This is a genomic window from Streptomyces sp. NPDC008001 (genome assembly GCF_042958085.1).
Lineage (GTDB): Bacteria > Actinomycetota > Actinomycetes > Streptomycetales > Streptomycetaceae > Streptomyces.
The window spans coordinates 424,100-435,793 of record NZ_JBIBIZ010000003.1 but is presented as its reverse complement, the minus strand read 5'-3'; the positions used below and the strand labels follow the sequence as shown (position 1 = coordinate 435,793).

General features: G+C 72.3%; 12 protein-coding genes. 9 read left to right on the top strand and 3 right to left on the bottom strand.

All coding sequences use genetic code 11. The features are described from left to right. The first annotated feature begins 79 nt into the window (after positions 1-79). Positions 80-502 (top strand): Hsp20/alpha crystallin family protein, encoded by a 423-nt coding sequence (locus ACFZCD_RS10330; protein WP_391829623.1) that lies wholly within the window; start codon positions 80-82, stop codon positions 500-502. Between the two features lie 51 nt (positions 503-553). Here the strand turns inward: ACFZCD_RS10330 and ACFZCD_RS10325 are convergent, their stop codons facing one another. Both ACFZCD_RS10325 and ACFZCD_RS10320 read right to left on the bottom strand, forming a co-directional pair. After that, positions 554-826, bottom strand: a complete 273-nt coding sequence (locus ACFZCD_RS10325) for an SCO5918 family protein (protein WP_391829378.1) — start codon at positions 824-826, stop codon at positions 554-556. Between the two features lie 198 nt (positions 827-1,024). Further along, positions 1,025-1,228 (bottom strand): cold-shock protein, encoded by a 204-nt coding sequence (locus ACFZCD_RS10320; RefSeq protein WP_010986199.1) that lies wholly within the window; start codon positions 1,226-1,228, stop codon positions 1,025-1,027. Between the two features lie 413 nt (positions 1,229-1,641). Between ACFZCD_RS10320 and ACFZCD_RS10315 the strand changes: the two genes are divergently transcribed. The 7 genes from ACFZCD_RS10315 (at position 1,642) to ACFZCD_RS10285 (ending at position 8,990) form a co-directional block, all read left to right on the top strand. Beyond that, positions 1,642-1,860: a hypothetical protein gene (locus tag ACFZCD_RS10315; protein WP_391829377.1), complete on the top strand. Its 219-nt coding sequence runs from the start codon at positions 1,642-1,644 to the stop codon at positions 1,858-1,860. A gap of 216 nt (positions 1,861-2,076) precedes the next feature. Then, positions 2,077-3,630: a hypothetical protein gene (locus tag ACFZCD_RS10310; RefSeq protein ID WP_391829376.1), complete on the top strand. Its 1,554-nt coding sequence runs from the start codon at positions 2,077-2,079 to the stop codon at positions 3,628-3,630. Beyond that, entirely contained in the window at positions 3,621-5,069 is a 1,449-nt protein-coding gene (locus ACFZCD_RS10305) for a condensation domain-containing protein (protein ID WP_391829375.1), read from the top strand. The genes ACFZCD_RS10310 and ACFZCD_RS10305 overlap by 10 nt, the downstream gene beginning before the upstream one ends. Continuing rightward, on the top strand, positions 5,060-6,514 hold the full coding sequence (locus tag ACFZCD_RS10300; RefSeq protein WP_391829374.1) for a hypothetical protein: 1,455 nt from the start codon (positions 5,060-5,062) through the stop codon (positions 6,512-6,514). Before ACFZCD_RS10305 ends, ACFZCD_RS10300 begins: the two co-directional genes overlap by 10 nt. After that, a complete protein-coding gene (locus ACFZCD_RS10295; RefSeq protein WP_391829373.1) occupies positions 6,498-6,962 on the top strand; it encodes a hypothetical protein in 465 nt (154 codons plus the stop codon). Before ACFZCD_RS10300 ends, ACFZCD_RS10295 begins: the two co-directional genes overlap by 17 nt. Positions 6,963-7,067: 105 nt before the next feature. Beyond that, positions 7,068-7,400, top strand: coding sequence for a hypothetical protein (locus ACFZCD_RS10290; RefSeq protein WP_391829372.1), 333 nt, complete (start codon positions 7,068-7,070; stop codon positions 7,398-7,400). 153 nt (positions 7,401-7,553) lie between these two features. Beyond that, the gene (locus ACFZCD_RS10285; protein WP_391829371.1) at positions 7,554-8,990 is read left to right on the top strand and encodes a Gfo/Idh/MocA family protein; all 1,437 of its coding nucleotides are present in this window, start codon (positions 7,554-7,556) and stop codon (positions 8,988-8,990) included. A gap of 72 nt (positions 8,991-9,062) precedes the next feature. Here the strand turns inward: ACFZCD_RS10285 and ACFZCD_RS10280 are convergent, their stop codons facing one another. Further along, on the bottom strand, positions 9,063-10,550 hold the full coding sequence (locus ACFZCD_RS10280) for an amino acid permease (protein WP_391829370.1): 1,488 nt from the start codon (positions 10,548-10,550) through the stop codon (positions 9,063-9,065). A gap of 802 nt (positions 10,551-11,352) precedes the next feature. Here ACFZCD_RS10280 and ACFZCD_RS10275 point away from each other — a divergent pair. Continuing rightward, positions 11,353-11,601, top strand: coding sequence for a dsRBD fold-containing protein (locus tag ACFZCD_RS10275; RefSeq protein ID WP_391829369.1), 249 nt, complete (start codon positions 11,353-11,355; stop codon positions 11,599-11,601). Positions 11,602-11,694: the final 93 nt, after the last annotated feature.

Genomic DNA, 11,694 nt, shown 5'->3' with positions numbered 1-11,694 from the left:
TTGTCAAGTTTAGTGCGCGGCGGTATATAGGAAAGGTGTCGTCATGCGCATCCTGCCTACGGGAGAGGAGTGACCGATGATGCTCATGCGAACCGACCCCTTCCGCGAGCTCGATCGCCTCACGCAGCAGGTGATGGGCACTGCCGCCAGGCCCGCGGCCATGCCCATGGACGCCTACCGGGACGGGGAGACCTTCGTGGTCGAGATGGACCTCCCGGGCGTGGACCCCGGATCGATCGACCTGGACGTCGAGCGGAACGTGCTCACCGTGCGGGCCGAGCGCAAGCCGAGCGCGGGCGAGGACACCGAGGTCCTGATCAGCGAGCGCCCGGTGGGGAACTTCAGCCGCCAGCTCTTCCTCGGGGAGACCCTGGACACGGAGCGCATCGACGCGGCCTACGAAGCGGGCGTCCTGCGGATGCGGATCCCGGTCGCCGAGGAGGCCAAGCCGCGCAAGATCACCATCTCCGGCGGCAGCACGCCCAAGCAGATCCGAGGCTGACGCTCTCCCGCGGGCCTGCGGCGGACGTGCGCCCGGGGCCCGCGGGCTCGGTCAGAGCGAGGTACCGAGGACCGGCGCGGCGGGGGCGGCCGGCGCGGCGTGGCAGGTGAAGCCCAGCCGGGTCAGCGCCCGGGTGACCTCGTCGGCGGTGAAGTCGCGCCGGTCCTGCCGGGTGATCACCTGGCCGACCTGCTTGACGGGGTAGGAACGGCGGCCGATGGCCACGCACACACCCGTGGCGGGCTCGGGCGTGATGCCGCTCATCATGTGCTCGACCTCGCTCTTGACGAGGTCGAAGGGGAAACGGGCGATAACGCAGCGCATAGTGCCTCGACGAGGTGGGAGGGAGACCCGGGGGCGGATGCCCGGCCGGCGCGTATCGAAGAAATTCCCCGGCGGCCGGTGAGCCGCCTCCGGACGGAACAGAAAACTGAACGGATCGACGCGGATCGGAAATGCAACGAGCCGGGGCCCGCACCAAGGTGCGGGCCCCGGCTGCGTCAGCACGTCGGACGACTGGCGTCAGGCGGGGACGATGTTCTCCGCCTGGGGGCCCTTCTGGCCCTGGGTGACGTCGAAGGTCACCTTCTGGCCCTCCTGGAGCTCACGGAAGCCCTGGGTGGCAATGTTCGAGTAGTGGGCGAAGACGTCGGCGCCGCCGCCGTCCTGCTCGATGAAGCCGAAGCCCTTTTCCGCGTTGAACCACTTCACGGTGCCAGTAGCCATGTCAAATCTCCTTCGGGGCAGTACCCGGGATCCGCACTGTGCGAGTCCCGCATCGCCGCGATGATTGCCCTGTCCGGAAATCGAAAAGCCGGAAATACAATAAAGTGCTGCCGCCGACTGGAGGCCGGCCGGAAAACACTTGCAAGTCTTTGGGAACCACAACTGCAACTGAAAAGACAGTAGCACGGAACCCTCCCCCGCGGGTGAGGAAAATTTTTCCGCCCCCCGGTCGGGTGAAAAATCATCTCCGCGCCGGGATTTTCCGCGCGCGCCCCTCGTGCCCGCACGGGCGCCCGCCCGGGGCATCAACACCCCTGTGCCCGTAATGCGTTTCATGTGTTTTCGAGGGGTTGATGTCCTATGCGTGTCGGTTGGTCCTCACCGTCGTTCTGCAAGACATGAAGAACCGCATCGTGACGCGTATCGCTGTGGGATCGGCCCTCCTGGTGTGCGGCGCCGTATCGGCGTCCGGCACCGCCCAGGCGGCCGGAGGCGGCGGGCTCAGCCCGCGACCGCTGATGAACCGGCTCGCCCACCTCACCGACGTCGAGAACAGTCCCGTGGGCGACACCGTCTCCTTCGTCAACGACAAGCTGCCCAGGGAGGCCTCCAGCCGCATCGCCCTCCGATGACCACCGTCGAGCCCGCGGCGCGGTGCCGGGACCCCCGGCACCGCGCCGTTCCCTCACCCTTCGAGGTCCGCTGAACGCACCTTGCAGCTGACGCTCGCGCACCAGTAACATCCGCTGCCCGTCCGGTAGTTGGTCGCAGCATCCTGGTCTCTTCCCGGCATGGTTCCGGGATCCGGGTACCGGCATGCCTTTCTCGACCGAGCGCAAGGCAGGCGTGTGGAATTCACCGATATGCGTGGCCTGGAGGTCCGTCCGGGCCTGCTCACCGTGTGGCGGCCGGTGCCCGGCGGACGCGCCGCCCCCCGCTGGCAGGCGGACGAGCGCCCCGCCTCCTACGCCCAGGAGGCCCATCTTGCCGGCCGGCTGGCGAACCCCCGGGCGGAGCCGGCGGCCGTGTCGCCGTCCTGGCTCGCCACCGTCTTCGACCTCCCCGGGCCGCTGGACGCCGCGGCACTGGAGACGGCCCTGCTGGCGTGGATCGACCGGCACGAATCGCTGCGCAGCCGCCTGGTGCCCACGGAGCCGGCGAAGGAGAGAGCAGCGGAACCGGCCCCGGGAACGGCGATACGTCGCGTGACGCTCGCGCCGGGCACCGTGGGCATGCGGCGCAGCGTGGCCGGGTCGTACCGCGACGGGGGCGAACTCGCCGCTCGCATCGAGGAGTTGTTCGATCGCGAGACGGGCCCCCTGGGCTGGCCGTCGTATCTCTTCGCCACCGTCGCGCACACCGGGGACGGGCCCGGCCCCGGCTCCGTGACGCTGTACGTGGGCCTGGACCACTCGAACGTGGACGGCTATTCGATCCTGCTCGCGGCCTACGAGATCCGCGAGCTGTACGGGGCGGCGGTGCGCGGGGGCCGGGCGCGGCTGGGCGAGGTGGGCAGCTATCTGGACTTCGCCGGGTGCGAGCGGGCGGGTGCCGCGCTCGTCGGCCGGGACCACGAAGCGGTGGTCCGGTGGCGGGAGTTCATAGCCGCGGGCGGCGGCCGGCTGCCCGCCTTTCCCTCCCCGGTCGGCCGGGAGGGCGGCGAAGGACCGGCCGGGTGCGGGGCTCAGCCCGGGGGGCTGGTGTGGCTGCTGAACGCGGCGCAGGCGCGCGCCTTCGAGAGGGCGTGCCGGAAGGGCGGGGGGAATCTGTTCGCCGGGGTGCTGGCCTGTCTGGCGAGGGAGGCGCACCGGGGTGCGGGGGCCGGGGAGGGCGTGCCCGCCGCCGGAGCGGCCGGCGGGGGAAGCGGTGGGGAGTTCCGGGCGCTGATGCCGGTCCATACGCGGACCCACGCGCGGTGGTCGCAGTCGGTGGGGTGGTTCGTGGGGCTGGCGCCGCTGCGGTTCGCGGTGCGGGCCGGGGGCTCGTTCGCGGAGGCGATGGCCGGGGCCGCGGCGGCGCTGGAAGGTGCGCGGCCGATGGCGGAGGTGCCTCTGGCGCGGGTGGCGGAGTTGCTGGGCGTGCCGCTGGAGCCGCGGTTCATGGTGTCGTACATGGATTTCCGGCGGGTGCCGGGGGCCCGTGAGTGGGGTGAGTGGAGGGCGGCCGCCCTGCGCAGCCGCCGCGTGCACGCGCACGAGGTCTATCTGTGGGTCAACCGCTCGTTCGAAGGGGTCTACTTGAGCTTCCGGTATCCGGACACGGTGCGCGGCAGGGCCGAGGTCCCGCGTTATGTCGAGAACGTCCGCCGGGCCGTGGCCCGCGTCGCCGCCGCAGGAGCCGGTGACCGGACGGCTGCGCGGCGCCCTGCTGCGGTGCGGGAGGTGGCAGCGGTATGCGGATGACGCCCATCGCGGACTACGTGCTCGCGCCCGGTGAGCTGGTGGAGTTCCGCATCCCCTCCCCCGTTCTGCGGAAGGCGGCCGCCGCGCCCGTGCACCCCGCGCCGCCGTCGCACCTGCAGGAGAATCACATCCGGCGGCTGCTCGCCAACCGGGCGGCGGACCGGCCGCACTCGGCCTGGATCGCCCTCGCCTTCGACCTGCCGGGACGGCTGGACGCGCAGGCGATGGCCGCGGCGCTGGCGGCGTGGGTGCGGCGCCATCCGACGCTGCTGACGTGGTTCGCCCCGGACGGGGACCGTCTGCGGCGGCACGCCGTGCCCGCGGAGGTGGTCGCGGTGGAGAGCGTGCCCTGCGGGACGTACGCGTCGGGGGAGGCTCTCCGGGACCGTATGCACGCGTCCTTCGACGCCGGTACGGATCCGCTGGAGTGGCCGCCGTTCGTGGCCGGGGCGGTGCTCCGGGGCGGTGACGCCGACGCGCCGGGGCGGAAGGGGCAGAAGGGGCAGGAGGGCGGGTCGTCGACCGTATGGCTGGCCGTCGACCACAGTCACAGCGACGGCTATTCGATGCTCATGGTCTTCGGCGAGCTGCGCGCCCTCTACGAGGCCGAGCTCACCGGGACGCCCGCCGATCTGCCGGAGGCCGGCAGTTACGTGGACTACTGCGCCCTGGAGCGTGAGCGCGCGGCCCTGATCGGCCCGGACGCGCCGGCCGTGCGGCGCTGGGTGGAGTTCTTCTCCGAGGGGCCGCCTCCCGCCTTCCCGCTGGACCTGGGCACCGAGCCGGGCGGGGCCCACCCGGGCGTCTCCCTGGAGATGGACGTGCTGGACGCGGCCGGCTCGGACGCCTTCGCCCGGGCCTGCAAGGCGCAGGGGGCCGGCTTCCTGGCCGGGGTGCTCGCCGCGCTCGCCGTCACCGGCCGCGACCTGGGCGGGCCGGACCACTACCGGGGGCTGACGGTCCTGCACACCCGTGACGAGCATCGCTGGCAGCGCACGCACGGCTGGTTCATCAATCTGGCTCCGGTCCGGTTCGCGGCCGCGGGCCGGTTCGCCGGTGTCGTCGCCGGCGCCCAGCAGGCGCTCCGGGAGGCGCGGGAGCCGGCGGGCGTCTCCCCGGTCCGCGTGATGGAGCTGGTGGCGGGGGTGGCCGGTGCCGTACAGGCCGATGCGACGGCCGTCCTGCCCATGGTGTCCTACGTGGACTGCCGGCACGCGCCGGGCGCCCGCGACTGGGCCGGCGCCCGGTGCACCGGCCTGGCCGGTCCGGGGCTCAGTCCGGACGTGCCGGTGTGGGTCAACCGGCTGTGGGACTGCACTTACCTCAAGTCCCGTTACCCGGACACGCCCGTCGCGCGGGAGAACGTGCCCCGGTTCATGGCGCATTTCGCCGAGGTGATGCGGACGGTCGCGCGGACGGGCGACTGGCCGTGCGGCTGACCACGATCGACGCGTACGAGCCGCGTCCCGGGCGGGTGGTGGAGTTCGTACCGGCCGGCGGGGCGCGGGCGGCCGCGGCCGCGGCGCCGCCCTCGCCCGTGCCGCCGTCCTTCAACCAGCGCTTTCACCTGGCGGGTTCGGTGGGCAACTGGCTCGGGTGCGCCTTCGACCTGCCCGCCGGCGGGCCGGTGGGCACCGGGCGGCTCCGCGAGGTGTTCGAAGGGTGGGTGCGGCGGCACGGGACGTTGCGCAGCGGGTTCCGGGCGGGCGGCGAGCGGTTCCTGGTGCCGGTGGAGGCGGTCGGACTGCGGGTGGTTGCGGCCGGGGACTTCACCGATGCCGGGGAGCTGCGGAGGTGGCTGGCGGGGCGGCTGGAGGCGGGGTGCGGGCGGTGGGGGTGGCCGTCGTACGTGCTGTGCGCCGTGCTGCGTGACGACGGCGCCACGGTCGTGTGCGGCTTCGACCACGCCCACGTGGACGCCTGCTCGCTGGCCGTCGTGGTGCACGAGCTGCGGGAGGGGTACGCGGGGCGGGCACTGCGGGGCGGCGGAGGCCCGGCGGGCGGCCCCGGCCCCAGGGTTACCGGCAGCTTCGTCGACTATTGCGCGCTGGAACAGGCGAATGCGGCGGCCGCCCCGCCACCGGACCGCAGCGATCCGCGGCTGCGGGGCTGGGCGTCGTTCTTCGCGGCCTGCGGCGGCACGACCCCGTCCTTTCCCCTGGAGCTCGGGGGTGCTGCGCCGCAGGGCACCGACGTGCGGCAGCTGCTCGACGCGGAGGGCGCCGCCCGCTGGGAGGAGCGCTGCCGGTCCGGCGGCGGCAGTGCCTTCTCCGGTCTGCTCACCGCCTTCGGGCTGGCCGCCCGGCGCTCGGGGGCGGGCGAGGTGCTGCGCATGTGCGTACCGCTGCACACACGCGACGAGGAGCGGTGGGAGCGGGCGGTCGGCTGGTTCACCACGGTGGCTCCCGTGACGGTCGGCGTCCGGGGCGTGCGGTCGGCGGCCGAAGGGGCAGGGAGGACGCGGGAGGACTTCCGCCGGGCCGTCCGGGTGGCGGCGCTGCCCGCCGCGCGGGCGCTGGAGGCCCTGAGCGCGTCCGGGGAGTTCCGGCGCACGAAGGACGACGTGTTCATGGTCTCGTACGTCGACTACCGGCGGCTCCCCGGGTCGGCCGCCCATGCGGCGTGCCGGGCGCACCACATCAGCGGGGTGACGGTGGCCGACGACGCCCAGTTCTGGCTGTCCCGCACGCACGAGGGGCTGTTCCTGCGCTCGCGCTGGCCTGGGACGGCGGCCGGTGGTGCGGTGGTGACGGGGTTCGCGGACGCGGTGGAGGCAGAAGTGGCGGCGGGTGCAGGGGCCCCGGCGGCCCCTGCGAAGGGGCCGCCGCCGGAGATCACCGGCGCGGACGTCCGCATACACTCGCCGGGTGATGTCCGAGGATGACGAGCGGCTGACCGGCCGGTGGTGCAGTGCCCCGTTCGACGTGGGCGCGATGGAGACCAGTGAGCTCGTGCTCCTGGCCGGCGGCCGGGGCTGGAGCCGTTTCGAAAGCATCAGCGGTGAGCTGAGCATCGGCCGGTTCACCTGGTGCTGCCCCTCTCCCGGCCGGCTGGAACTGCGGTACACGTGGCGCGTCGACGGTCAGTGGGCGTCCGACGGCGACGGATTCGGCGCCGTGGACCACAGCGGCCCGGACGACGAGGTGATCCGCACCGGATACCGCATCGGCCCGGAGCAGCCGCCGCTCTCGCAAACGCCGGTGACCACGCTGCAGCTCGGCACCGCGGTGGAGTTCGCCCACGCCTTCGCCCGCAGCAGCAGCACCACCGTGACCACGGCAGACGACCCTTCGTCGGCCGTGGTCCCGTACGCGCCGCCCGCCCGTTCCTGATCGCGCGTTCCTGGCCGCCCGTTCGCCGTCCGTCGTCCCGGTCCCTCCCCCGGGCGGCCGCGGCGGCCCTACGGTAGGTCGCCACCGCCGGACGAGGGGAACGCCGTGGACAAGGAAGAACGCGCCCGCATCGTCGCCAGGATCACGGAGGAGCGCGAGCGCCTGCGCCCGCTGCAGCCCGAGATGACCCGCACCGTCATCGGGCTGCTGCGCCGCACGGTCGCGGAGAAGGACCCGGGCGTCGTGCCGTGGGTGAACCTGGCGACCATCAAGGCCGTCGAGGCGGAGCACGGCCCGGACGGCGTCCTGGCGCTGGCGCTTTCGCTGGGAAACTGGGCCGCGGCCGTGGCCCAGGACTTCGCCCGCACGACCGGGCGCACGGCGGAGCAGCTGATGGACTTCTACGAGACCCAGTTCTTCGAGGACGACGCGTCGTAGGGGCCGGGGATCCGCCTCGTACGAACGGCGGAATCTCGCCGCGCGAGCCCTCTTGCGTTGCCCGTGTCACACCCGTCAGGGTCACTTACCGAAGTCATCGAGGTTCACGTACGCGCCGCAGCTCACATCAGCCCCTTGTGTCCAGGAGGACCGATGCACGAGTCAGCTCCGCAGAACCCCCGTCAGCCCGAGACGACGCCCGGGGCCTCCGGCCGCGGCCACGACCCCGGCGTCAGCCGCCGCTTCCTCCTGAAGTCCGCGGGGGCCGCGGGGGCGGGCGTGGGCGTGGGCCTGGGCGCGGGTCCGGCCCAGGCGGCCGGCTCCCCCGCCGCGGCGGCGCCGCGGCGCCGGGGCGCGACCATGATCGGGGTGCCGTTCGAGCGGCGCAGCACCGTACGGGTGGCGATCGTCGGGCTGGGCAACCGCGGCGGCTCGATGGTGGAGCTGTTCCTGGCGGTGCCCGGCGTACGGGTGGTGGCGCTGTGCGACAAAGTGCGGGCGAAGGCGGAGAAGGCCGCGGCCAAGGTGAGAGCGGCCGGTCAGCCGGCGCCCGCGCTCTACACCAAGGGCGAGGGCGATTACGAGCACCTGTGCGCCCGCGGTGACGTGGACTTCGTGTACGTCGCCACGCCCTGGGAGTGGCACTTCCCGATGGCCGAGGCGGCCCTGACCGCCGGCAAGCACGTGGGTGTGGAGTGTCCGGCCGCCATGGAGCTGGATCAGCTGTGGCGGCTGGTGGACCTGTCCGAGCGCACCCGGCGGCACTGCATGCAGCTGGAGAACTGCTGCTACGGCAAGAACGAGATGCGCGTGCTGCGGATGGCGCACGCGGGCGTCTTCGGCGAGCTGCTGCACGGGGCGGGGGCCTACCTCCACGACCTGCGGGAGCTGATGTTCTCGCCGACGTACTACGAGGGCCCGTGGCGGCGGCAGTGGCACACCCGGCTGCGGGGCGACATCTACCCCACGCACGGTTTCGCGCCGGTGGCGAACTACATGGACGTCAACCGCGGGGATCGCGCCGTGCGGATCTCGACGGTCGGCTCGCCGGCCGCCGGGCTGGCCGCCTACCGCGCGCAGCACATGCCGCCCGGGGACCCGAGCTGGAAGGAGACGTACGTCGGGAGCGACATGTCCGTCAGCCTCGTCCAGACGGCCAAGGGGCGGGTGATCCGGCTGGAGCACGGGGTGTCCAACCCGCATCCGTACAGCCGCGTGAACACGCTCGGCGGGACCAAGGGCGTGTTCGAGGACTACCCGCCGCGGATCTACCTGGAGCCGGACGCGTCCGGGGACGAGTGGGGCGACTTCGGGGCGTACGCGCAGTGGGACCACTGGCTGTGGAAGGAGCACGCTAACCCGCCCGGCGGGCACGGCGGCATGGACTACATCATGGTCTTCCGGCTCATGCAGTGCATGCAGCAGGGCCTGGTGCCCGACTTCGACGTCTACGACGCGGCCACGTGGAGCGCGCCCGTGCCGCTCAGCCACGCCTCCATCAGGGCCAAGGGGGCGCCGCAGGAGATCCCCGACTTCACGCGCGGGCAGTGGCGCGAGGGGCGGGCCGGAGTGGACTCGGCCAAGCCGTAGCGGCGGCGGGCATGCGCGGAGGCGCCCGCCCCGGTCTTCCGGGACGGGCGCCTCCGGCGCGTTTTCAGCGGGTCAGGACTGACCGGCCCCGGCGCGGGCGAGCTCGTTCTCGCGCTGGGCCTTGGCGACCCGGCCGCGGACGAGGTACCAGCCGCCGATCAGCATCGCTGCGATGATCGGCAGGCAGAGCACGGTGGTGCGGCTCGCACCCGGCTCGGACGCCATCAGACCCAGCACACCGGCGAGGAACACCAGGGTGACGATCTGGGTGTACGGGGCCCAGGGCAGCTTGTAGCCGGGGCGGGTGACCCGGCCGTCCTTGGAGCGGCGGTAGAACAGCAGGGAGCAGACCATGATCATGCCCCAGGTGCCGATGATGCCGATCGCGGCGAAGTTCAGCACGATCTCGAAGGCGTCCGCCGGGACCACGAAGTTCAGGCCGACACCCAGCACGCAGAAGAACGCGGTGAGCAGGATGCCGCCGTAGGGCACCTGGCCCTTGTTCATCAGGCCGGTGAACTTCGGCGCGGAGCCGGACATCGCCATCGAGCGGAGGATGCGGCCGGTGGAGTACAGGCCGGAGTTCAGGCTGGACAGCGCCGCGGTGAGGACGACGAGGTTCATCACGCCGGCCGCGTACGGCACGCCGATCTTCGACAGGACGGTGACGAACGGGCTCTCGCCGGCGTGGTAGGCGGCGTAGGGCAGGAGGAAGGTCAGGAGGATGACCGAGCCGACGTAGAAGAGGCCGACGCGCCACATGATCGAGTTGATCGCCTTCGGCATGATCTTCTCGGGGTTCTTCGTCTCGCCCGCGGCGACACCGCACAGCTCGACGGAGGCGTAGGCGAAGACGACGCCCTGGATGACCATCAGCATCGGCATGATGCCGGTCGGGAAGACACCGCCGTGGTCGAGGATGTTCGACAGGCCCGGGGTGGTGTCACCGACCTTGTGCTGGCTGGCCAGCAGGAAGATGCCGACGACCATGAAGATGGTGATCGCGGCGACCTTGACGATCGCGAACCAGAACTCCATCTCGCCGAAGTACTTCACCGAGATCAGGTTCACGGTGAGGACGACCGCGAGGGCGATCAGCGCGAGCACCCACTGCGGAATGCTGCTGAACATGTGCCAGTAATGGGTGTACGTGGCGACGGCCGTGATGTCGGCGATGCCGGTGGTGGCCCAGTTGAGGAAGTAGAGCCAGCCGGCGGTGTAGGCGCCCTTCTCGCCCATGAACTCACGGGCGTAGGAGACGAAGGCTCCGGAGGAGGGGCGGTAGAGCACGAGCTCGCCGAGCGCACGCACGACGAAGAAGGCGAAGATCCCGCAGACCGCGTAGGCGATGAAGAGGGAGGGGCCGGCGCTGGCGAGGCGGCCGCCGGCGCCGAGGAAGAGTCCGGTGCCGATCGCTCCGCCGATCGCGATCATGTTGACGTGGCGGGACTTGAGGTCCTTGCTGTACCCGGCGTCGCCGGCGTCCACGTGCGTCGAGGCCGTCGGCGCGGCCGTGGCGGCGGGCTGGGGATCGGCCGCAGTGAGGGTGCGGTCACTCATGTGGTTCTTCGCCTTCTCTGTAGGGGCAGGACCGGGCCGTGGTGCTCTGGGGGGTGGCTCGGTTACCCGGAGGGCCGGCTGGCGACGCCGGACTCCGAGGGGTGAAGCGGTGCCCGCCGGCCGTGGGCCGGAGGGGTCCGCCGGCCGGAAGCGGGCAGCCCCGGGTAAGGGGTCGCCTGCGGTCAGGCCGGTGGGAACGGGCACGAGGGTGCGTGGCCCGGGAGCGGCGGCGCTGTCGCTGCCGTCCTGGGCGCTGCGGGGTGGCGCGGGGAAGTCAGCCCTCTAAGGGCCGCTGCCGGCCGGGGGTCGCACGACGGGCCGGCCTGCCGTGGGGCGCGTGCGCCCGGTGGCACGGCATGGCGCCGGGGCGCTGCTGCGCCTCGGTGCTCGGCCGGCTGTCGGTGGACTCCATGCCGTGAATGGTGTGAGGCGCGTAAGGGCGCCGTCAAGACTTCACAGGGAATTGATATTTCCGCCGGTAAGTGTTCGGTCTGCGCTGGTCAGAGCGGGCGGGGCGGGTATTTCCCGGACATACAAAGGGATCCGCCCGGCAGGAAAGGCGCGCTCGTACATGACCGTTTTCGCACCTCACTCCTGTCCGTGTGATCAAGGCCACACGCTTATGATCTTGCATTGTTTGCCCCAGGCAACACGTGGCGAATGCATTCAGATGGCCGGGCAGCCGGACGGGTGGACCTGGGCCGTCCCGGGCGCGCGGGACGCGGGTGCCGGAGAGGGGCGACCTACAGTGGCCGCCTCGGAAAGCTGCAGCATGCTGCAACACGGCGGAGGTGTTTTGCCCATGCAGGTCGCCGGCTGGCACGTAGAAATCGAATTCGACGAGGACGAATCCCACACCCGGGCCGCCGCCCTCCTCCGGCTGCGCGACGGCACCGAGCTGCGCGCCCGGACCACCTCCACCCGGGACTCCCGCGACCCCAACGAACCGCGCATCGGCGAGGAGATCGCCGGTGCCCGCGCCCTGCGCGACCTCGCCGAGCAGCTCGAACTCAAGGGCCGGGCCGAGGCGAGGAAGCTCTCCCAGCCCTAGCGCCCGGCCCCGGAGCGGTGCGGTCGCGAGCCGCCGGATCCGGCCGATCCTCCGGCCTGCGCGAGCAAGCGGGCCCGCGCGCCCCGGAGATGG